The organism is Buttiauxella gaviniae ATCC 51604, assembly GCF_001654835.1.
Lineage (GTDB): Bacteria > Pseudomonadota > Gammaproteobacteria > Enterobacterales > Enterobacteriaceae > Buttiauxella > Buttiauxella gaviniae.
The window spans coordinates 154573-174918 of sequence record NZ_LXEP01000008.1 but is presented as its reverse complement, the minus strand read 5'-3'; the positions used below and the strand labels follow the sequence as shown (position 1 = coordinate 174918).

Sequence of the window (20346 nt, the reverse complement as noted above, 5' to 3'; positions counted from 1 at the left end):
AATTTGAAACCACGATTACTGTAACCAGGCAGCACACTTGAGTTGTGCGGGAACCGGAAATACCATGAAAAAAATTGATGCGATTATTAAACCGTTCAAACTGGATGACGTGCGCGAAGCGCTGGCAGAAGTTGGCATCACCGGCATGACGGTAACTGAAGTTAAAGGTTTTGGTCGTCAGAAAGGGCACACCGAGCTGTACCGTGGTGCCGAGTACATGGTGGATTTCCTGCCAAAAGTAAAAATTGAAATTGTCGTCACAGACGACATCGTTGATACCTGTGTGGACACCATTATTCGCACTGCGCAAACTGGTAAAATCGGCGATGGTAAAATCTTTGTCTTTGATGTGGCACGTGTGGTGCGTATCCGTACTGGCGAAGAAGACGACGCCGCGATTTAACTGGCCTTTATGGCGGGAGTTAAATTGATATTACTCGCCATTTTCAATACTCAAAATAATTCGAGTCGCAGGAAGGCGGCCAGGCCGCAAGTCCCCAGGAGCATAGATAACTATGTGACTGGGGCGAACGGGTGCAGCCAACGCACCTGCAACTCGAAGTATGAAGAGTAAAAATCACATCACTTTATGCGGGCCAAAACACTCATAATTAATTCGGTCCTGCCCTATGCCTAGCTTCACCAACTGCTCCGCCGCAAAACGCATAAAACTCACCGGGCCGCAAAGATAGAACTGCATATCTGGTGCACTGATTTTGCTTTCCAGGGTCAGTAAATCCATCAAACCTTCGCTATCAAATTTTGCCTGTGCACGGCAGCTTTCGGATGGTGTGCGATACCAGACATGGCGCTCAAAGCGTGGCAACTGTTTACCCAGATGATTCACTTCATCCGCAAATGCATGTACGTCACCATGTTCAGCGGCATGGAGCCAGTTCACCTGCGCGTTATGCCCATTTTTCGCCAGCGTATCGAGCATTGCCAGCATCGGCGTTTGGCCAACACCTGCTGAAATCAACGTAACTGGCGTTTGCCCGTTCACATCCATAAAGAAATCACCAGCAGGCGCAGCCAGATGCACTTCATCGCCCATCTGCGCGTGGTTGTGTAACCAGCTTGAAACCTGGCCTAAATCTTCGCGTTTCACCGCAATGCGATAGCTTTTGCCATCTGACTTGCGGGTCAGGGAATACTGGCGAATTTCCTGGTGCGGGAAACCTGAAGGTTTCAGCCATACACCAAGATATTGACCTGGCTGGTAATCAGCGACTGGTTTGCCATCCAACGGTTCAAATTCAAAGCTGGTGATAAGTGAGCTCTGCGGCTCTTTTGCCACAATGCGGAAGGCGCGAGTGCCTTCCCATCCGCCATTTTTCGCCGCGTTTTGCTGGTAGATTTCCGCTTCACGATTGATAAACACGCCTGCCAGCACGCCATACGCTTTGCCCCATGCATCCAATACTTCCTGGCCCGGGCTGAACATTTCATCCAGCGTTGCTAACAGGTGACCGCCGACGATGTCGTACTGTTCCGGTTTGATCTGGAAGCTGGTGTGTTTCTGCGCGATTTTTTCTACCGCTGGCAGTAACACCGCCAGATTTTCAATATTAGCCGCGTATGCACAGATGGCATTGAACAGCGCTTCACGCTGATCGCCATTGCGCTGGTTGCTCATATTGAAGATTTCTTTCAGCTCAGGATTATGGCTGAACATGCGATCGTAAAAGTGAGCGGTAAGTTTTGGGCCGGTTGCGGCAAGCAGGGGAATGGTGGATTTCACAACAGCGATGGTTTGTGCGTCAAGCATGGTATGGCTCCTTTTATACCCGTCATATTTCAAGCCGCAGGGGTGATAGATGCAACTCGAATTATTTAGGGTTTTCTAATTGATGTATTTTAAATGCATCTTATAAAATTATCGGATTAAAAAAAAGCACTACATTGTAAATGGATACTTACTGAGTCGATTCGGCTCACAGAACGTGAAATTTCTGCATGTTGATGATGAATTAATATCCGCAGAAATAGCTTGCCACTTTTGGCTTCAAACCCTTGCAGGACGCCGAGCCAATCGTTTGCGTAAAAACCTCTGTCAAGACCTATCACCTGATACCAATTCGGTTTACACTGTTGCCCGTTGTTTGAGAGAGCCCTCAAAGCTGTTCGAATTTTTACTGTTAGCTGAGTCTGGAGATGCGAATGTTAAAACGTGAAATGAACATTGCCGATTACGATGCCGATTTATGGCAGGCCATGGAGCAAGAAAAAGTACGTCAGGAAGAGCACATTGAACTGATCGCCTCCGAAAACTACACCAGCCCGCGCGTGATGCAGGCTCAGGGTTCTCAGTTAACTAACAAATATGCCGAAGGTTACCCAGGCAAACGTTACTACGGCGGCTGCGAATACGTTGATGTCGTTGAACAACTGGCTATCGACCGTGCAAAAGAGCTGTTCGGCGCTGATTACGCTAACGTGCAACCGCACTCCGGTTCACAGGCTAACTTCGCGGTATACACCACTTTGCTGGAACCAGGCGACACCGTTCTGGGTATGAACCTGGCGCACGGCGGCCACCTGACTCACGGCTCCCCGGTTAACTTCTCCGGCAAGCTGTACAACATCGTTCCTTACGGCATCGATGAAACCGGTCACATTGATTACGCAGATCTGGAAAAACAAGCCAAAGAACACAAACCGAAAATGATCATCGGTGGTTTCTCTGCTTATTCCGGCGTGGTTGACTGGGCAAAAATGCGTGAAATCGCTGACATGGTTGATGCGAAGCTGTTCGTCGATATGGCGCACGTTGCAGGCCTGATTGCGGCTGGCGTTTACCCGAACCCGGTTCCGCACGCTCACGTTGTGACAACCACAACGCACAAAACGCTGGCAGGCCCACGCGGTGGTTTAATCCTCGCGAAAGGCGGCAGCGAAGAGCTGTACAAGAAACTGAACTCCGCGGTATTCCCAGGCGCGCAGGGCGGCCCACTGATGCACGTCATCGCGGGTAAAGCTGTGGCACTGAAAGAAGCCATGGAACCTGAGTTCAAAACTTACCAGCACCAGGTTGCCAAAAACGCGAAAGCGATGGTTGCCGTGTTCCTGGAACGTGGCTACAAAGTGGTTTCCGGCGGTACTGATAACCATCTGTTCTTGCTGGACCTGGTTGATAAAAACCTGACCGGCAAAGAAGCGGATGCAGCGTTGGGCCGTGCAAACATCACCGTGAACAAAAACAGCGTGCCAAACGATCCTAAGAGCCCGTTCGTGACTTCCGGTATCCGTATCGGTACGCCTGCTGTTACGCGCCGTGGCTTCACTGAAGCAGACGTCCGTGAACTGGCTGGCTGGATGTGTGATGTGTTGGATAGCATCAACGACGAAGCGGTTATCGAACGTACTAAGCAAAAAGTTCTGGATATTTGCGCGCGTCTGCCTGTTTACGCATAATCGCACCTGATATGAGAAACCCCGGCTCGCCGGGGTTTTTTTATATTGCAGAACCGCGGCTTCTATTAGATTAGTTGCCTATGGAAATTAATGATTATTCAACGTGGTGAGAATCTTAACGGGAATAATCAATGAGGTTTTATTGACACCAAGATTTTCGGATGGAGCATCACTGAGTTTTAAAATATATGACGTGTTAAATATTTTCTCAAAATCTTGCGAGTCAAAGTGCAGACGTAATATCTGGCCTTTGTTATGGGGGAGCAGATATCCAAACCCATCAATCGACAATGTACAATCCGGCAACGGCTGGTAAGGTTGTGCATGGCGATCTTCCTCGCTGACGAACACAGCCGATCTAATTGTTAAGGGATAATCAGCAATATCTATTACTGCTTTAAATTCCTTTATTCTGTTAGTTTGTAGATAAAAATGTATTCCGCCATTTTCAGTTCCATAGCTCCCCTGCATATCCGGGCAGGCCAGTAGAGGAGGAGCTATTCCCAGTAATACTGAGAGTATTATCAGCTGAGTCCCTTTAATACTATTAAGCATCTTGTATCCTTACTTTGAGGTTTCATGCCCTAAATTCATATCGCAGCGCATATGATCCCAGCCGGTGTAATTTTTAACTTCGGGGACTTTATTGGGGATATCCTGGAAGTTGGAGCGGTATGCATAGATTGTCCATGGCATAGTACCTTGAATTGAATTCCATGAAATGTAGTTTTTCCCCCAGGCTCCTCCACCTTCTCCCGGACGAAGATGCATAGTTTTATCGATCCCTTTTTTCGATGTTCGAACATAATCAATCCCACTACCACCCGGTTCAAGTCGTGGATCATCAAAGGGTTTTGAACTTAAATAGAGATCACCGTTTTTTGTCAGCATATAACCCTGGTCATTGACGACGGTGAATGAATCAATTTCATCTCGCTGTGGTCGATCATCACCATATTTTACTGCACCACTACCTGGAGAATAACTAGCACCATCCCAGGTTTTTCCATAGTCTTTCGATATCAAAAAACCAGATACATCATAAAAAGGAACTGCAATGTAACGTTCCGAAGGGTGCAGATATTTTTTTGTAAAAACTTGATAAAATTGATCAACTATTTCGGAGTGAATTCCTTGCTGCGTGTCCGTATACCACAATGCGCCTTCACAGTTAAAACCAACTAACTCAAGATAACGATGGTCGTCAAAGCGATATACCACCTGCGTGGGAGGGGATTTTGGTTTTGCATGGCAGGCGGTAATTAATACAATACTCAGTATTAAAAGCGTGCATTTTATCGGTTTCATTTTTGTTTTTCCGATGTCGAAAGTCCTGAATCCATATCGCAGCGCATATGATCCCAGCCGGTGTAATTTTTAACTTCGGGGACTTTATTGGGGATATCCTGGAAGTTGGAGCGGTATGCATAGATTGTCCATGGCATAGTACCTTGAATTGAATTCCATGAAATGTAGTTTTTCCCCCAGGCTCCACCACCTTCTCCCGGACGAAGAAGATGCATAGTTTCATCGATCCCTTTTTTCGATGTTCGAACATAATCAATCCCACTACCACCCGGTTCAAGGCGTGGATCATCAAAGGGTTTGGAACTTAAATAGAGATCACCATTTTTTGTCAGCATATAACCCTGGTCATTGACGACGGTGAATGAATCAATTTCATCTCGCACAGGGTAGGATGCACCATATTTAATAGCACCAGTACCTGGTGAATATCTGGCCCGATCCCAGGTACGACCATAATCTTTAGATATCAGGAATCCACCACCTTCATAACCAGTAATGGAAATATATCTCTGGGAAGGATGGATATATTTTTTTGTGAATATGCGATAAAACTGGCTGGTAACTTCTGTGTGGATATTCATGGATGTATCGGTATACCACAATGCTCCTTCACAGTTAAAACCAACTAACTCAAGATAACGATGGTCGTCAAAACGATATACCACCTGAGTCGGTGGCGATTTTGGGGTTGAATGGCAGGCACTTATTGCACTCGCCATAAATATAACTGCTAACCTTGTCCATTTCATATAATTTCCTTGTCATCCAGTGTTGCAGGCATATCCCACTGCAATATGGGTTTGGTAGGGTTTTCTGTTGCGCGCTTGTCAACAATCACAACTGCTTCACGGGCACCATAATCATTCTCAACCCCCAAATTGCCAAGCGGCATTCCATGGGTAGTTTCCGGTTTATTCATAAATATTTTGAACTTACTTGGCAAAATACCTTCCTGATAATATTTTCTTTCATCTGCTATTGGATGTTCTGCCCTGCGCCAGTCAGCGCGTAATAATAATCGCTTCCAGAATTCCGGCTGTTCAAATGCCTTACACTTGCCGATCGCCAAATCATAGGTCATTGAGTTGGACGGTGCTTTTTTACTGGCGACAATAGATGAATGCTGACTAAAAGGAATTTTAATTTGTACTGCTGTCTCTAGTTCTTTGTCGGTCATTCTGCGTTTCACCACCAGCATTTGAGGTGTGCCGCGTTGGCCCACCGCAACCCCATTAATGACTTCCCAGTTTTTTAAATTGCTTATTTCTTTGCACTGTACTTCATTAAGAGTTTGGTTATTAGTTAAATAATTGAAATTGCGGGTCTTGGGGGCGTCTATAGTTTGGGAAATAAATTTTTCCGCTTTCATTGCTGCTTTGGCAATAGCCGGATCGTTACCACTGAGCGGTGCTTTATAATTTTCCCCTTCACCCATCAGTTTAAAGATGAACGGCTCGGGTAACAGAGGGGCGTTGATGGTGATATCCTGGTAGTTAAAACCGGTTTTTTTCGAATCATCATTCCTGTGGGCTGGCATTTCAAAATGAAACCCCGTTCTGTCACCAACTGTAACGCCCCGGCAAAATACACGCTGCCAGAGGTTATTACCGATTTGCGCCTTGTACTCATCTGGTATTCCTCGCCAGCCAAAACCCTGGATAGGTGACATGGATACAATCTGGTCATTAGGGCAAAAATAGTTGTAGACCATGCCAAAATTATTGCGGCTGTATTGTGGATTGTTCCACAGTGATTTATCAGCGCCTTCTGACAGGCAACCGCTCTCTTTCAATTTTTGCCTGTAATCAGGGGTATGTGGGATATTTCCCGCACTGTATAGCGGGTTTTTGGCCATCAATGCACAAAAATGAGTCAGTGTATGCAGTCGGCCATTGGTGGTTTGCTGGTTTCCCGGCAGGAAATTTTCCAGCCAGCGGTTTTCCAGCGCATACGGTGAATGGTTGAAGATAACGCAGTCCGCCGGTGCAAGCCCTTTGGCATTGACCCACATATTTGCCAGCATGGTGATAATGGTGCCCTGGCTGTGTGCCACGATATTAATCGTGTCATTCTCCGTGTCAGGGTTTTGCCTGATATCAATAATCAAATCCGCTAAACGCCGCGCTGCATAAGCCTGGTAAATCCGGTGCGGGTTCTGATAAATGGGGTGGCTCCAGTCTTCCTTGTCGCTAAATGGCCCACCACGGGAACTGAGTTCGGCAATTTTTTCCAGAATTTTACCGGCAGCTCCCGGGCCAAACATATCGGGAATACAGGTGGTGGCATTGGCAAATGTGCCGCCGTTTTTGACGTTTGCACTGTCTACCCAGTTATCCAGGTTATCGATGTTCGCATTGTTGTGTTCTACCTTTCTTTTTTCGTCATCTTCGAGGTAGGTGTCATAAGGAATATCGGCGTTACTTTCTTGACCTTTCTTTTTCAGGTCTTCCACGTCCTGGCGGTAACGCACCTGATCTGCTTTCCAGGTATCATGATCGACAGGGCGGTACCCCCAGTAGAACGGAATAATCGGCGAGCGGTTGATGGTGCCTTTACAAGTTTGTTTCATTGCGGCATCGCTTTTACTCGTAGGATTGCCATCGGTGTCCGAAATCATAAACTTTTCAGGGATCCAGTCATGCGGGTGCAAATCGCCACGCCCGAGTCGGTTATTTAACCCGGTACAAATGCCTTTATCCTGATTCTCATAGGCTTCGCCCACGTCATTCACACCATGGATAAGGATAACAATACAGGGCAGCAGAGGGGTTTCCTCGTCATCCGTCTTGTCTTCTTTGGTTTGAGGCGCTTTGTCAGCCGGTTTTTTATCCTTCCCACCCTTTTGAGCAGAAGTGTTGCCAGCCGCATTTTTATTTGCGTTTTCATCACCGGCAGCACTGCCGGTGTCGTTCATATCGCTGGCAACATCCAGTTCCGGAAGCGGTGGCTGAATCAAACCGGCCATATTCACCGTGTTACGATGGTTCATAAACATTTTGTCTGTCAGGCGACACGCAGGCTTGCCTTCAAAGAACACATCAAACGAATGGCTTATCCAGTCCGCCTCGGCCTTGAAGGTGCCTGATTTTACGCCTCCCATGCTGCCCGCTTCATCAAATACGCTTTTTGCAAAACACGAGCCAAAATTGGCAATCATGTTGCTGCCATCGGCAAACACGCTGCTGGTGCCTTTTATCAGATCGGCTGAATAGGCTTCGTTTTCAAAAGGGACCGGAATGGCGAGTGGCGGAGTTTTGCAGACATCGGGCAAGGTATTGTGTGTCACGCCACCGCTGCCTTTATGGCACAGTGTCAGTCCGTTGACGTTAATCGTAATCATGCAGTGTTCCTTCAACTGTGTATGGACTCATTGAGCAGGCTAAGTAATTTCACTCCGCTCATCATTGAAATTAATACAATAAAATCATGAAGATATTTGATGGTGGGAGTGTGAGGGTAGAACCAGACGGGAATGAAAACTGTGACTGTTATCAAGAAGAGGGGGATTAGAAAATGTGAAATCAGAACATATCGGCTTAAGGGGTTTATCATTAATTGAGCCTAACTATGATTTGGTATAAACGCTTAATCGAGCCCTCTTTGTGGCTAACCACCTGGAAGGTCAATTTTTTCCTCCACCAGCGCAGCGTCATCCGACAATCCAATCACCATAACCCTACAATTTCAGCGTGTTATTAGTCTGTTAATGATTGCTTGCAAGCCAGCCTACGCTCGGACACACTAACGCCTCCAAAACGGGAGGGATCATGGTTTTGCATTCAACGCGCTGGCTGGCGCTCAGTTATTTTACCTACTTCTTTAGCTACGGGATTTTCTTACCTTTCTGGAGCGTCTGGCTCGCTGGAGTAGGACTACCGCCTGAAACCATCGGGCTGTTGTTAGGGGCAGGATTAATCGCCCGTTTCCTCGGCAGCTTGCTGCTGGCACCCCGAGTTACCGACCCCTCCCGACTTGTCTTGGCCCTCAGAATCCTCGCCTTACTCACATTACTTTTTGCCGTCGCTTTTTGGTTCGGGCAAACCGCCACCTGGCTATTGATTGTGATGGTCGGTTTTAACCTGTTCTTCTCACCCCTGGTGCCGCTGACCGATGCGCTGGCTGGCACCTGGCAGAAGCAAATCACCATGGATTATGGTCGTGTGCGCCTGTGGGGATCGCTGGCGTTTGTGATCGGTTCCGCCATGACGGGCAAGCTGGTGAGCATGTATAGCTACCAGGCGATTCTGGTGCTGCTGAGTATTGGTGTCGCGTCGATGCTAATCGGCATGATGCTGCGCCCATCCGTGATGCCGCAAGGTGAAACACGCCATAAAGAAGGTGCGGGTTGGCCTGCCTGGAAAAAACTGGTGCTCGGTTCATGGCGATTCCTGGCCTGCGTGACATTACTTCAAGGCGCACACGCGGCTTACTACGGATTCAGTGCGATTTACTGGCAAGGAGCGGGTTATTCCGCGTCGGTTGTCGGGTATCTGTGGTCGCTGGGTGTTGTAGCGGAAATTGTGATTTTTGCCCTGAGCAACAAGCTGTTCCGCAACTGGAGCGCGCGCGATTTGCTGCTGCTTTCTGGTGTGACGGGGATTTTGCGCTGGAGCCTGATGGCGTACACCACCGATTTACCGTGGCTGATTGCTGCACAAATCCTTCACTGCGGCAGCTTCACTGTGTGCCACCTCGCGGCGATGCGTTATATCTCGGCTCGCGAGGGCAATGAAGTTATCCGTTTACAAGCCGTCTATTCCGCGGTGGCGATGGGCGGTGGTATCGCCATTATGACGATGTTCTCTGGCTACCTTTACCAGCATGTGCAGGGTGGGGTGTTCTGGATTATGGCGTTGGTGGCCGTTCCAGCATTGTTCATTCGGCCACGCCCAGTCTCATATTGCGTTAACACTCAATAATCTTACGGATCTGCTGCTGCTGGTGTTCACCCAGCGGCAGCGTTACGTGAATCAGTGGCGGTGAGTAAAGTGGTAAGGTGGTGGAATAGGGTGTAATCACCAACACCACTTCTTTCGGTGCCCCCTCTTTTTGGTAACTGTGAATCGTCAGGTGTTTAATATTTAGCGGCAGTAACGTGAGCTCGCGCAACTGTTGTTCAATACTCTGTTCAAGTTCAATGTTGTTGCCAGTAAGCAGCAAAACCTGCTTTTCATGCAGGTCATTTTCCTGCATTAACCACGCTCCGAATATCACCGCCACTAGTCCAACTTCTTCATCTGAAAAACGCATTTCAAAATGGTTTTCAAAATCATTGAACGCTTCACGTGTGGTGCGCATCAAGCGTGGATAAAGGCGGGTTATTTCTTCCGGTAGGCTGTTATCAATCCCAATACCGAACTGGCAACGATCCAATGCCTGAGCAAGATGAATGTAGAGTTGGTCGCTCAGGCCTTGTTCATCGCTAAAGGACATACCCGCCAGCTCGCGAAAGCGCGCAATCATTCCGAAAATGGCCGAGCGTAAGCGTAAATCTTGCTCATGATTGTCACGAATCGGGTCGGGAGTGCGGAGTAACTGGAATAAAAGCGCCAGGAATAACTGCTCGTTTTCGTTGGCTGATTGCAGCACGCGGCGCTTCCAATGGCGGGCAATCTCAAGTGCTGCCACAAACTCCGGGCGAATCTGTGTCCACGCGCGTTGCTGCTCAGTGAATTCTGGCGTGATCCCAGCATGGTGCTGGTGCAAACAGTACTGCAAAAACAGCGTTAAAAATTGCACATCGCGGCTGTCAAACTGCCGCTGTAAGCGCCGTTCGCAGAGGCCTATCAACGCCTGGAGGTTTTTCTCGTCATACAATGCCGTCAGAACCCCTTGTTGTTTAAGCTGGGTTTTGAGTGCCGGCGTAAAATGCTGCTGCACAAAGTGCGGGCATAATCGCAATGCGCGGCGTAGCCAGTGCAACAAGCACAGGCGGCAGTCCAGAGGCGTACCCTCAATCCGATAGCTGCCGTCCTGTTGTGTGATAAGCCTCAGCCGGTGATAGCGCTGGATTTCATCGCCGGTGTCGGCTATATCTTGCAGGGCTTTGATGTCATCGACCCCGTTGAGCCTTGCGAGGATCTCTGGAGTGACGGTTTGGCCCGGTAAGTAAAGCAACAAAAGCAGGTGGCAGCGGCGCTGCGGACTGGAGAGTACAGATGGTGGTAGGGAGAGCAGTGTCATCATCCGCATAACCGAGTCAAAGTAATTAATGCTAAGAGTAGCTAAACCTTTTGTCGTAGAGAGTCACATTTGAGCTTTTTAATTACGGAATTCTGACTGGCTCACAGAATTATAATCTCGAGAGAATAATGAGCAGGAAAATGTGTAACAGAATTGCGTTTTTTACCTTAATTTCTGCACTTTTTAGCCCAGTGGCTTCGGCTCATCCGCACAGTTTTATCACTCTCGTGACCACGGTGATGACCGAAAATGACCAGCTTACTGGCCTTAAAATGCAGTGGACGATGGATGAAATCACTTCAGCAGATCTACTGTATGACGCAGGTAATGCCAAACCTGACTCACCGGTGTGGAAGAAGCTTGCCGCCGAAGTGATGGCCAATGTTTTAGGCCAGCACTACTTCACCGAATTCTGGCATAACGGTAAAAAAGTGACCTTTAATAACCTGCCACCAGAGTATGGCCTTGCGCGAGTAGGGCATCAGGCCGTGTTGACCTTTGTTTTACCGCTTGCTCACCCGCAGCCATTGAAGGGGCAGACGTATCAGTTTGCGACATTCGACCCGACCTATTTTGTCGATATGAGTTACGACAACTCCAGTGATGCCAAATTGCCGAAAACATTAGCCTCACTTTGCAAAATCTCAGTGAAAACCCCGCAGCCGAACGAAGATACGCTGGCCTTCGCACAATCGCTGGATAAAGCCGATGCGCCTCCCGAAGATATGGAACTGGGTAAACAGTTTGCTCAACAGGTGATATTGCAATGTCAGTAATGCCTTCAGCTAAACCCCATTCACGCCACTGGCTTCAGCTGTGGCCGCTGGCATTTTTCCTGCTGGTTTGTGCTGGAGCACTTTACAGCCTCTGGCATTACTGGCCACAACTCCTCATCGACAGTGCGATGTGGCAGAAATCGATTAACCAGCAAATGAGCACACTCCTGCGTGAGGTTGCCGAGAACCCGGAGCGGGCGGGTTGGTCATTGCTGTCATTTAGTTTTGTTTACGGTGTGCTTCACGCATTGGGGCCAGGTCATGGGAAAATAGTTATTACGACATGGCTTGCGACACATCCTTCGCGCTTGAAAAGCAGCCTTAAATTGACGTTTGCAGCATCTTTATTGCAAGGATTAGTGGCGATTGGGTTGGTAACGATAGTGCTGGGGATTCTGGCTCTGCCTTCGCGCCAATTGCATATGAGCAGTTTTTGGCTCGAGAAGGGAAGCTATTTACTGGTGGGTGTTTTAGGTGTGATGTTGTGCGGTCGGGCCCTACGTAAATTGCAACGTGTGCTGCGAAAACCGAAGCGTTTCACTTCATTCACGCCTCATCATGTACATGATGAAAAATGTGGCTGTGGCCATCAGCATTTACCCACGCAGCAACAGCTTGCAGCAGGAGAAGACTGGCGTGCCCGAATGATGATTGTTTTATCCATGGGCATGCGCCCATGCTCTGGGGCAATTATGGTGCTGCTGTTTAGCAAAGTGATTGGCGTGTATAGCTGGGGAGTGTTGTCGACGCTTGCGATGGCTGCAGGCACATCTATTACCATTTCTGGCCTGGCCTTTTTGGTCCACGGATTCCGTCAGCTTGCGGTACGCATTAGCGGTAATAAAGCACCGGTTTTATGGCGGCAAGTCGCCTGGGCGACACTGGCATTTGCAGGTGGTGGAATTTTAGTATTAGCAGCAGTGGTGATGTGGCTGAGTGCTCAACCGGTAATGCGTGGGATTCGACCGTTTTAATTGAATGCCTTCCCGACGGGAAGGCATTTTCTGAGATTAACGCTTCAGCGCTTCGCTCAGTTCATCACGCATTGCTGCCAGCATCGCTTTAACAACACGTGGGTTACCTGCAACGATGTTACCGCTGGTCAGGTAGTTGTGGCCGCCGGTGAAATCACATACCAGGCTACCAGATTCGCGAGCAATCAATTCACCTGCTGCGAAATCCCAAGGTTTCAGGCCAATCTCGAAGAAACCATCAACACGGCCAGCCGCAACGTATGCCAGATCCAGCGCAGCAGAACCGGTGCGACGGAAGTCAGCACACTGAGTGAACAGTTTGGTCACGATGTTCATATAAGGAGTAGCGTGTTGCTTCAGTTTGAACGGGAAGCCAGTTGCCAGAATGGTGCCATCGAGGTCGCGTGCATTGCTGCCGCGCAGACGGTAACCGTTCAGCTGTGCGCCTTGACCACGAACGGCTGTGAACAGCTCATTACGCATTGGGTCATAAACAACAGCAACTTCGGTGCGGCCCTTAACACGGACAGCGATAGATACAGAGAAGTGTGGCAAACGTTTGATGAAGTTTGAAGTGCCATCCAGAGGATCGATAACCCATTGCACATCCTGCTCGGTACCCGCCAGTTCGCCTGATTCTTCAGCGATAATGGTGTGTTGCGGGTAGGATTTGCGGATAATTTCGATAATCAGACGCTCGGCGTCTCTATCTACGTTAGTCACAAAATCGTTGCTCCCTTTTTGGCTCGCTTCTACAGCGTCAGGGGTTTCGTAGTTCTTGACAATTAAATTGCCCGCCTTGCGCGCAGCGCGCACGGCGATGGTGAGCATCGGATGCATCGGTCTCTCTCTGGATGTTAAAGAACGGGAAAACGCGGCGGAGTATAGCAGAGCGTTCGGAATATGTCCCAGGGTTATGATAGGATATCGCGATAATCTTTTCAGGCTATGAGTCAACGATGCTGCAAAACGTACGTATAGTGCTGGTTGAAACCTCCCACACCGGCAACATGGGCTCCGTAGCCCGTGCAATGAAAACCATGGGGCTGACAAATCTGTGGTTGGTTAATCCACTGGTGAAACCTGACTCTCAGGCAATCGCGCTCGCTGCTGGTGCCAGTGATGTTATTGGTGAAGCGAAAATTGTCGATACGCTGGATGAAGCACTGGCGGGTTGTAGTCTGGTGGTAGGAACGAGCGCTCGTTCACGCACGCTGCCATGGCCTATGCTCGACCCACGCGAATGTGGTCTAAAGACCATTTCTGAAGCGCAAGATGCGCCAGTGGCGATTGTGTTTGGCCGTGAACGTGTTGGTTTGACCAATGACGAATTGCAGAAATGCCATTACCACGTTGCGATTCAGGCAAATCCAGAATACAGCTCGCTGAACCTGGCTATGGCCGTGCAAATCCTCGCTTATGAAGTACGCATCGCCTGGCTTGCTACGCAAGAAGAAGGCAAAGAAGCGGTCGTTGTTGAGGACCAGACTCAGTATCCATCGGCTGACGATCTCGAGCGTTTTTACGTTCACCTGGAGCAAGTATTGCTGAAAACCGGCTTTATTCGCACCAGTCATCCGGGCCAGATTATGAGCAAATTACGCCGCTTGTATAACCGTGCACGCCCGGAAACTCAAGAACTTAACATTCTGCGCGGCATGCTTTCTTCTATTGATAACGAGAAAAAATCCGGCAAATAATACTTGAGTAAATTACTAGGTTAAATAGTTGACCAATTTACTCGGGAATGTCAGACTTGCGACCTGCTATGTGACAATCACATTTATAAAAAACCCCCGGTTCGAGGGGCGATTTGAGGTTAAGTAAGACATGAGACTGACATCGAAAGGACGTTATGCCGTGACCGCAATGCTTGACGTTGCGTTGAACTCCGAATCAGGCCCGGTACCGTTGGCTGATATTTCTGAACGTCAGGGAATCTCTCTCTCCTACCTGGAGCAGTTATTCTCCCGTCTGCGTAAAAATGGCCTGGTTGCCAGCGTACGTGGTCCAGGCGGTGGTTATCTGCTGGGTAAAGAAGCAAATAGCATCGCAGTTGGCGAAGTTATCAGTGCTGTAGATGAATCTGTTGATGCCACGCGTTGCGCGGGCAAAGGCGGTTGTCAGGGCGGCGATAAATGCCTGACTCACGCACTGTGGCGCGATCTGAGTGACCGTCTGACTGGTTTTCTGAATAACATCACCTTGGGTGAACTGGTGAATAACCAGGAAGTGCTGGATGTCTCTGGCCGTCAGCAAAATGAAAACCTTCGCAGTACGCGCTCTCAAGACGCGATCGACGTCAAACTGCGCGCCTAATTTACCCGTCATATTTCGGGTTGCAATTGTGTTGGCCGCACTTGTTCACCCCAGTCACTTACTTGATGTAAGCTCCTGGGGACTCTCAAGTTTGCCGCCTTGCTGCAACACGATCTATTTAGGGCAAAAATAAAATAGATTTCAGAATCAGGCCGGGGTGTCACATCCCGTCAAAAAGGTCGTTCATTCAGCCAGTTGCCTGATTCATTGCATTGAGTGATGTACGGAGTTTAAGAGCAATGAAATTACCGATTTATCTCGATTACTCTGCGACTACGCCGGTTGACCCGCGTGTTGCGCAGAAAATGATGCAGTTTTTGACTATGGACGGAACCTTCGGTAACCCGGCTTCTCGTTCTCACCGTTTCGGTTGGCAGGCGGAAGAAGCTGTTGATATCGCCCGTAACCAAATCGCTGAACTGGTTGGTGCAGACCCGCGTGAAATCGTCTTTACCTCCGGTGCAACTGAATCTGATAACCTCGCTATCAAAGGTGCCGCTAACTTCTATCAGAAGAAAGGCAAGCACATCATCACCGTTAAAACCGAACACAAAGCTGTGCTGGACACCTGTCGCCAGCTTGAGCGTGAAGGTTTTGAAGTGACTTATCTGGCACCACAGAGCAACGGTATCGTTGACCTGAGCGTGCTGGAAGCAGCGATGCGTGACGACACCATTCTGGTTTCTATCATGCACGTGAACAACGAAATCGGCGTGGTGCAAGATATCGCGGCAATCGGCGAAATGTGCCGTGCACGTGGCATTATCTATCACGTTGATGCGACTCAGAGCGTGGGCAAACTGCCTATCGACTTGAGCACCCTGAAAGTTGACCTGATGTCGTTCTCTGGTCACAAAATTTATGGCCCTAAAGGCATCGGCGCGCTGTATGTTCGCCGTAAACCACGTATTCGTATCGAAGCTCAGGTACACGGTGGCGGTCACGAACGCGGTATGCGTTCTGGTACTCTGCCTGTTCACCAGATTGCTGGCATGGGCGAAGCTTACCGTATCGCGAAAGAAGAGATGGAGACAGAGATGTCCCGTCTGCGCACGCTGCGTAACCGTTTGTGGAACGGCGTGAAAGATATGGAAGAAGTCTATCTGAATGGCGACCTGGAAAATGGCGTGCCAACTATCCTCAACGTGAGCTTTAACTACGTTGAAGGTGAGTCACTGATTATGGCGCTCAAAGACCTCGCGGTTTCTTCTGGTTCTGCCTGTACATCAGCAAGCCTCGAGCCATCCTACGTGCTGCGCGCACTGGGCATGACCGACGAACTGGCTCACAGCTCTATCCGTTTCTCTTTGGGTCGTTTTACAACTGAAGAAGAGATCGACTACACCATCGAACTGGTACGTAAGTCCATTGGCCGTCTGCGCGAACTTTCTCCACTGTGGGACATGTTTAAGCAGGGCGTGGATATTAACTCCATCGAATGGGCTCATCACTAATCGTTCGCTTCGAACGTCGATATCGGATTCAGGAAAATTAAAAATGGCTTACAGCGAAAAAGTAATCGATCACTACGAAAACCCACGCAACGTTGGTTCTTTTGATAATAGCGATGACAACGTCGGTTCCGGCATGGTGGGTGCACCAGCCTGCGGAGACGTGATGAAGTTGCAGATCAAAGTTAACAATGAAGGTATTATTGAAGACGCACGCTTTAAGACCTATGGCTGTGGCTCTGCCATCGCTTCCAGCTCGCTGGTGACCGAATGGGTCAAAGGTAAATCTCTGGATGAAGCGCAGGCAATCAAAAACACCGACATCGCAGAAGAACTCGAACTGCCACCGGTGAAGATTCACTGCTCAATCCTTGCAGAAGACGCTATCAAAGCGGCTATCGCGGATTACAAAAGCAAGCGTGAAGCTAAATAATTATTGTTGAGTCTTTTTCAAAATAATTTGAGTTGCAGCCAGGCGGCAAGCTTATGAATCTCCAGGAGCTTACTAAAGTAAGTGACTGGAGTGAGTGAGAGTAGCCAACACCCTGCGGCTCGAAGAATGAAGAAAAATTGATTGAGGTTGTTGTATGTCGATTACCCTTAGCCACAGCGCTGCCGATCGTGTGAATGCCTTTTTAGCTAACCGCGGTAAAGGTTTTGGTCTGCGTTTAGGCGTTCGTACTTCTGGCTGTTCTGGTATGGCTTATGTTCTTGAATTTGTTGACGCACCGATGGCAGAAGACACCGTGTTCGAAGACAAAGGCGTGAAAGTGGTCGTCGATGGTAAAAGCCTGCAATTTTTAGACGGTACCGAGCTCGACTTCGTCAAAGAAGGTCTTAACGAAGGGTTTAAATTTACTAACCCTAACGTGAAAGATGAGTGTGGCTGCGGTGAAAGCTTCCACGTCTGATACTCGCAAATACCCCGTGTAGCGCAAGTTGTACGGGGTATCACGCTCTACTATGAAACCCCGAGTCTGTTATGGATTACTTCACCCTCTTTGGGTTACCGCCAGAATTTGCCCTCAACACTGAGCTGTTGGCTACCCGTTACCAGGAGCTGCAACGCCAGTTCCATCCTGATAAATACGCCAGTCGCCCCCAGGCAGAAATTCTGCTGGCGGTGCAACAGTCGGCGACCATCAATCAGGCATGGCAAACACTGCGTCATCCATTGCCGCGCGCAGAGTACATCCTTTCCCTCAACGGTTTTGATCTGGCGAACGAACAGCATACCGTGCGTGACACCGCGTTTTTGATGGAACAACTCGAATTGCGCGAAGAGCTTGATAATATCGAGCACGCCAAAGATAGCGACCGCCTGGAATCCTTCAGCGCCAATGTTAATGCGATGGTGAAAACCCGCATGACTTTGATGGTAGAGCAGTTGGATAATCAGGACTGGACGCAGGCGGCGGATACTGTGCGTAAACTGCGTTTTCTCGATAAACTGCGCAGCCAAATAGAACAACTCGAAGAAAAGCTGCTCGATTTTTAACTGGAAGCTCAATATGGCGTTATTACAAATTAGTGAGCCGGGCCTGAGTGCGGCACCCCATCAGCGTAAGCTTGCGGCGGGTATCGATTTAGGCACCACAAATTCACTGGTTGCAACTGTTCGTAGCGGGCAAGCTGAAACGCTGCCTGACCATGAAGGCCGTCATCTGCTGCCTTCTGTGGTGCACTATCAGCAACAAGGCCTGAATGTAGGCTGGGACGCGCGTGCGCAAGCCGCAACAGATCCGGCAAATACCATCAGCTCCGTAAAACGTCTGATGGGCCGTTCGCTTGCCGATATCCAGGCGCGTTACCCGCATCTGCCTTATTCACTCAAAGCGAGTGAAAACGGCCTGCCGATGATCGACACCCCGGCCGGGCTGCTGAACCCTATTCGTATTTCATCCGACATCCTTAAAGCACTTTCCGCTCGCGCCACCGAAGCGTTAGAAGGTGAACTTGATGGCGTGGTGATTACTGTTCCTGCTTATTTCGACGATGCACAACGTCAGGGCACCAAGGACGCAGCGCGCCTTGCTGGCCTGCATGTGTTGCGCCTGCTTAACGAACCGACCGCAGCGGCTATCGCCTACGGCCTGGATTCTGGCAAAGAAGGCGTTATCGCGGTCTATGATTTGGGCGGCGGTACTTTTGATATATCCATTCTGCGTTTAAGCCGCGGCGTGTTTGAAGTGATGGCAACCGGCGGCGATTCCGCGCTGGGCGGCGATGACTTTGACCACCTGTTAGCCGACTGGCTGCGTGAGCAAGCCGGTGTTGCTGACCGTAGCGATGACCGTGTGCAGCGCCAGTTACTCGACGCTGCGATTGCTGCGAAGATCGCCCTGAGCGATGCCGAAACCGCGACGGTAGAAGTCGCAGGCTGGACGGGCAGCGTGACGCGCGAGCAGTTTAACGAGCTGATTGCAGCGCTGGTTAAACGTACTTTACTGGCTTGCCGCCGTGCGCTCAAAGACGCAGGCGTTGAAGCAGATGAAGTGCTGGAAGTGGTCATGGTTGGCGGTTCAACTCGCGTACCATTAGTGCGTGAACGTGTTGGCGAATTCTTTGGCCGCACGCCGCTGACTTCCATCGACCCGGACAAAGTTGTCGCCATTGGTGCGGCAATTCAGGCGGATATACTGGTGGGTAACAAGCCAGACAGCGAAATGCTGTTGCTGGATGTGATTCCACTGTCGCTTGGCCTCGAAACCATGGGCGGCCTGGTAGAGAAAGTCATTCCACGTAATACCACCATTCCAGTGGCGCGTGCGCAGGACTTTACGACCTTCAAAGACGGCCAGACGGCAATGTCGATTCAGGTGTTACAGGGCGAGCGCGAACTGGTACAAGATTGCCGTTCACTGGCTCGTTTTGCGCTGCGCGGAATACCTGCGATGCCAGCGGGTGGGGCGCATATTCGCGTTACCTTCCAGGTTGATGCTGATGGTTTACTGAGCGTCACCGCGATGGAGAAATCCACCGGCGTTGAAGCATCAATCCAGGTGAAACCTTCTTATGGCCTGAGTGATGGCGAAATCGCCAGCATGATTCAGGACTCCATGAGCTATGCCGAGCATGATGTGAAAGCGCGCATGCTTGCAGAGCAAAAAGTCGATGCAGCCCGGGTTCTGGAAAGCCTGCAGGGTGCATTAACCAGCGATGCCGCGCTATTAAGCGCTCATGAGCGAGCGGAAATTGACTCAGCGGTTGCGGCGTTAAGTGCTGCTGCAGCGGGCGATGACACCGATGCTATTGAACAAGCCATTAAAAACGTAGACAAACAAACACAGGATTTCGCCGCACGTCGTATGGATGAATCAATCCGTAAGGCGCTGAAAGGCCACTCCGTGGACGAGGTTTAACATGCCAAAGATTGTTTTTCTGCCTCATCAGGATTTGTGTCCAGATGGTGCAGTTTTGGAAGCGAATGTCGGTGAAACCATTCTTGACGTTGCACTGCGCAACGGCATCGAGATTGAACACGCCTGTGAAAAATCCTGTGCCTGCACCACTTGCCACTGTGTCGTGCGTGAAGGTTTCGACTCCCTTGCTGAAAGCACGGAAGACGAAGACGACATGCTGGACAAAGCATGGGGTCTCGAGCCTGAAAGCCGTTTAAGCTGCCAGGCGCGTGTAACGGATGAGGATCTGGTGGTAGAAATGCCACGTTACACCATCAACCATGCACGTGAGCACTAACAGGAGTAGCTTATGGGACTGAAATGGACCGATAGCCGCGAAATTGGTGAAGCTCTGTATGACAGCCGTCCGGATCTTGATCCAAAAACGGTACGTTTTACCGATCTGCACCAGTGGATCTGCGATTTGGAAGATTTTGATGATGATCCAGGCGCATCCAATGAAAAAATTCTGGAAGCGATTCTGTTAGTCTGGTTAGATGAGACTGATTAATTGAACCAA

At 49.4% G+C, this 20346-nt stretch carries 21 protein-coding genes; 14 read left to right on the top strand and 7 right to left on the bottom strand.

The annotated features are described in order from the left end of the window. The first annotated feature begins 64 nt into the window (after positions 1 to 64). Positions 65 to 403, top strand: coding sequence for a nitrogen regulatory protein P-II (gene glnB / locus M977_RS05885; RefSeq protein WP_002438074.1), 339 nt, complete (start codon positions 65 to 67; stop codon positions 401 to 403). A 174-nt stretch (positions 404 to 577) separates the two neighbouring features. Here glnB and hmpA read toward each other — a convergent pair whose 3' ends face one another. Next, a complete protein-coding gene (gene hmpA, locus M977_RS05880; protein WP_064513098.1) occupies positions 578 to 1768 on the bottom strand; it encodes an NO-inducible flavohemoprotein in 1191 nt (396 codons plus the stop codon). Between the two features lie 392 nt (positions 1769 to 2160). Here hmpA and glyA point away from each other — a divergent pair, with 392 nt between their 5' ends. Then, a complete protein-coding gene (gene glyA / locus M977_RS05875; RefSeq protein ID WP_064513096.1) occupies positions 2161 to 3414 on the top strand; it encodes a serine hydroxymethyltransferase in 1254 nt (417 codons plus the stop codon). Positions 3415 to 3501: 87 nt separating this feature from the next. On the opposite strand, the gene M977_RS05870 is transcribed toward glyA, so the two are convergent. From M977_RS05870 to M977_RS05855, 4 genes are read right to left on the bottom strand one after another with little or no spacing between them, the layout of a single operon-like run. Continuing rightward, the gene (locus M977_RS05870; RefSeq protein WP_064513095.1) at positions 3502 to 3969 is read right to left on the bottom strand and encodes a hypothetical protein; all 468 of its coding nucleotides are present in this window, start codon (positions 3967 to 3969) and stop codon (positions 3502 to 3504) included. Positions 3970 to 3978: 9 nt separating this feature from the next. Continuing rightward, positions 3979 to 4722 (bottom strand): T6SS immunity protein Tli3 family protein, encoded by a 744-nt coding sequence (locus tag M977_RS05865; protein WP_064513093.1) that lies wholly within the window; start codon positions 4720 to 4722, stop codon positions 3979 to 3981. Beyond that, entirely contained in the window at positions 4719 to 5471 is a 753-nt protein-coding gene (locus M977_RS05860) for a T6SS immunity protein Tli3 family protein (protein WP_064513091.1), read from the bottom strand. Before M977_RS05860 ends, M977_RS05865 begins: the two co-directional genes overlap by 4 nt. Continuing rightward, positions 5468 to 8062, bottom strand: coding sequence for a T6SS effector phospholipase Tle3 domain-containing protein (locus M977_RS05855; protein ID WP_083962905.1), 2595 nt, complete (start codon positions 8060 to 8062; stop codon positions 5468 to 5470). Before M977_RS05855 ends, M977_RS05860 begins: the two co-directional genes overlap by 4 nt. Positions 8063 to 8489: 427 nt before the next feature. On the opposite strand from M977_RS05855, the gene M977_RS05850 reads away from it, so the two are divergent. After that, entirely contained in the window at positions 8490 to 9641 is a 1152-nt protein-coding gene (locus M977_RS05850; protein WP_064513089.1) for a 3-phenylpropionate MFS transporter, read from the top strand. Here the strand turns inward: M977_RS05850 and csiE are convergent. Next, on the bottom strand, positions 9628 to 10908 hold the full coding sequence (gene csiE, locus M977_RS05845; RefSeq protein WP_064513087.1) for a stationary phase inducible protein CsiE: 1281 nt from the start codon (positions 10906 to 10908) through the stop codon (positions 9628 to 9630). The genes M977_RS05850 and csiE overlap by 14 nt on opposite strands. A gap of 137 nt (positions 10909 to 11045) precedes the next feature. Between csiE and M977_RS05840 the strand changes: the two genes are divergently transcribed. Next, positions 11046 to 11681 carry a DUF1007 family protein gene (locus M977_RS05840; RefSeq protein ID WP_245163487.1) on the top strand — a complete coding sequence of 212 codons (636 nt, stop codon included), beginning with the start codon at positions 11046 to 11048 and terminating at the stop codon, positions 11679 to 11681. Further along, positions 11672 to 12655: a nickel/cobalt transporter gene (locus M977_RS05835; RefSeq protein WP_064513084.1), complete on the top strand. Its 984-nt coding sequence runs from the start codon at positions 11672 to 11674 to the stop codon at positions 12653 to 12655. Before M977_RS05840 ends, M977_RS05835 begins: the two co-directional genes overlap by 10 nt. Positions 12656 to 12691: 36 nt before the next feature. On the opposite strand, the gene suhB is transcribed toward M977_RS05835, so the two are convergent. After that, positions 12692 to 13495: an inositol-1-monophosphatase gene (gene suhB, locus M977_RS05830; RefSeq protein ID WP_064513082.1), complete on the bottom strand. Its 804-nt coding sequence runs from the start codon at positions 13493 to 13495 to the stop codon at positions 12692 to 12694. A gap of 119 nt (positions 13496 to 13614) precedes the next feature. On the opposite strand from suhB, the gene trmJ reads away from it, so the two are divergent. The 9 genes from trmJ (at position 13615) to iscX (ending at position 20337) form a co-directional block, all read left to right on the top strand. After that, on the top strand, positions 13615 to 14355 hold the full coding sequence (gene trmJ, locus M977_RS05825; RefSeq protein WP_064513080.1) for a tRNA (cytosine(32)/uridine(32)-2'-O)-methyltransferase TrmJ: 741 nt from the start codon (positions 13615 to 13617) through the stop codon (positions 14353 to 14355). Between the two features lie 130 nt (positions 14356 to 14485). Then, positions 14486 to 14974 carry a Fe-S cluster assembly transcriptional regulator IscR gene (iscR, locus tag M977_RS05820; RefSeq protein ID WP_064513078.1) on the top strand — a complete coding sequence of 163 codons (489 nt, stop codon included), beginning with the start codon at positions 14486 to 14488 and terminating at the stop codon, positions 14972 to 14974. A gap of 239 nt (positions 14975 to 15213) precedes the next feature. Further along, complete coding sequence (locus M977_RS05815) at positions 15214 to 16428, top strand: IscS subfamily cysteine desulfurase (protein ID WP_064513076.1); 1215 nt, start codon at positions 15214 to 15216, stop codon at positions 16426 to 16428. 43 nt (positions 16429 to 16471) lie between these two features. Then, positions 16472 to 16858 (top strand): Fe-S cluster assembly scaffold IscU, encoded by a 387-nt coding sequence (gene iscU / locus M977_RS05810; RefSeq protein ID WP_064513073.1) that lies wholly within the window; start codon positions 16472 to 16474, stop codon positions 16856 to 16858. 154 nt (positions 16859 to 17012) lie between these two features. Further along, positions 17013 to 17336, top strand: coding sequence for an iron-sulfur cluster assembly protein IscA (iscA, locus tag M977_RS05805; RefSeq protein ID WP_064513071.1), 324 nt, complete (start codon positions 17013 to 17015; stop codon positions 17334 to 17336). Between the two features lie 71 nt (positions 17337 to 17407). Beyond that, on the top strand, positions 17408 to 17923 hold the full coding sequence (hscB, locus tag M977_RS05800; protein WP_064513069.1) for a co-chaperone HscB: 516 nt from the start codon (positions 17408 to 17410) through the stop codon (positions 17921 to 17923). Between the two features lie 13 nt (positions 17924 to 17936). Next, positions 17937 to 19787: a Fe-S protein assembly chaperone HscA gene (hscA, locus tag M977_RS05795; RefSeq protein WP_064513067.1), complete on the top strand. Its 1851-nt coding sequence runs from the start codon at positions 17937 to 17939 to the stop codon at positions 19785 to 19787. A gap of 1 nt (position 19788) precedes the next feature. Beyond that, positions 19789 to 20124, top strand: a complete 336-nt coding sequence (fdx, locus tag M977_RS05790) for an ISC system 2Fe-2S type ferredoxin (protein WP_034459208.1) — start codon at positions 19789 to 19791, stop codon at positions 20122 to 20124. A 12-nt stretch (positions 20125 to 20136) separates the two neighbouring features. Further along, a complete protein-coding gene (iscX, locus tag M977_RS05785; RefSeq protein WP_064513065.1) occupies positions 20137 to 20337 on the top strand; it encodes a Fe-S cluster assembly protein IscX in 201 nt (66 codons plus the stop codon). Positions 20338 to 20346 lie beyond the last annotated feature (9 nt).

What these genes read in the sequence shown, in the direction of transcription:
- glnB (WP_002438074.1), top strand. Translation starts at nt 65, where the DNA reads ATGAAAAAAATTGATGCGATTATTAAACCGTTCAAACTGGATGACGTG.
- hmpA (WP_064513098.1), bottom strand. Translation starts at nt 1,768, where the DNA reads ATGCTTGACGCACAAACCATCGCTGTTGTGAAATCCACCATTCCCCTG.
- glyA (WP_064513096.1), top strand. Translation starts at nt 2,161, where the DNA reads ATGTTAAAACGTGAAATGAACATTGCCGATTACGATGCCGATTTATGG.
- M977_RS05870 (WP_064513095.1), bottom strand. Translation starts at nt 3,969, where the DNA reads ATGCTTAATAGTATTAAAGGGACTCAGCTGATAATACTCTCAGTATTA.
- M977_RS05865 (WP_064513093.1), bottom strand. Translation starts at nt 4,722, where the DNA reads ATGAAACCGATAAAATGCACGCTTTTAATACTGAGTATTGTATTAATT.
- M977_RS05860 (WP_064513091.1), bottom strand. Translation starts at nt 5,471, where the DNA reads ATGAAATGGACAAGGTTAGCAGTTATATTTATGGCGAGTGCAATAAGT.
- M977_RS05855 (WP_083962905.1), bottom strand. Translation starts at nt 8,062, where the DNA reads ATGATTACGATTAACGTCAACGGACTGACACTGTGCCATAAAGGCAGC.
- M977_RS05850 (WP_064513089.1), top strand. Translation starts at nt 8,490, where the DNA reads ATGGTTTTGCATTCAACGCGCTGGCTGGCGCTCAGTTATTTTACCTAC.
- csiE (WP_064513087.1), bottom strand. Translation starts at nt 10,908, where the DNA reads ATGATGACACTGCTCTCCCTACCACCATCTGTACTCTCCAGTCCGCAG.
- M977_RS05840 (WP_245163487.1), top strand. Translation starts at nt 11,046, where the DNA reads ATGTGTAACAGAATTGCGTTTTTTACCTTAATTTCTGCACTTTTTAGC.
- M977_RS05835 (WP_064513084.1), top strand. Translation starts at nt 11,672, where the DNA reads ATGTCAGTAATGCCTTCAGCTAAACCCCATTCACGCCACTGGCTTCAG.
- suhB (WP_064513082.1), bottom strand. Translation starts at nt 13,495, where the DNA reads ATGCATCCGATGCTCACCATCGCCGTGCGCGCTGCGCGCAAGGCGGGC.
- trmJ (WP_064513080.1), top strand. Translation starts at nt 13,615, where the DNA reads ATGCTGCAAAACGTACGTATAGTGCTGGTTGAAACCTCCCACACCGGC.
- iscR (WP_064513078.1), top strand. Translation starts at nt 14,486, where the DNA reads ATGAGACTGACATCGAAAGGACGTTATGCCGTGACCGCAATGCTTGAC.
- M977_RS05815 (WP_064513076.1), top strand. Translation starts at nt 15,214, where the DNA reads ATGAAATTACCGATTTATCTCGATTACTCTGCGACTACGCCGGTTGAC.
- iscU (WP_064513073.1), top strand. Translation starts at nt 16,472, where the DNA reads ATGGCTTACAGCGAAAAAGTAATCGATCACTACGAAAACCCACGCAAC.
- iscA (WP_064513071.1), top strand. Translation starts at nt 17,013, where the DNA reads ATGTCGATTACCCTTAGCCACAGCGCTGCCGATCGTGTGAATGCCTTT.
- hscB (WP_064513069.1), top strand. Translation starts at nt 17,408, where the DNA reads ATGGATTACTTCACCCTCTTTGGGTTACCGCCAGAATTTGCCCTCAAC.
- hscA (WP_064513067.1), top strand. Translation starts at nt 17,937, where the DNA reads ATGGCGTTATTACAAATTAGTGAGCCGGGCCTGAGTGCGGCACCCCAT.
- fdx (WP_034459208.1), top strand. Translation starts at nt 19,789, where the DNA reads ATGCCAAAGATTGTTTTTCTGCCTCATCAGGATTTGTGTCCAGATGGT.
- iscX (WP_064513065.1), top strand. Translation starts at nt 20,137, where the DNA reads ATGGGACTGAAATGGACCGATAGCCGCGAAATTGGTGAAGCTCTGTAT.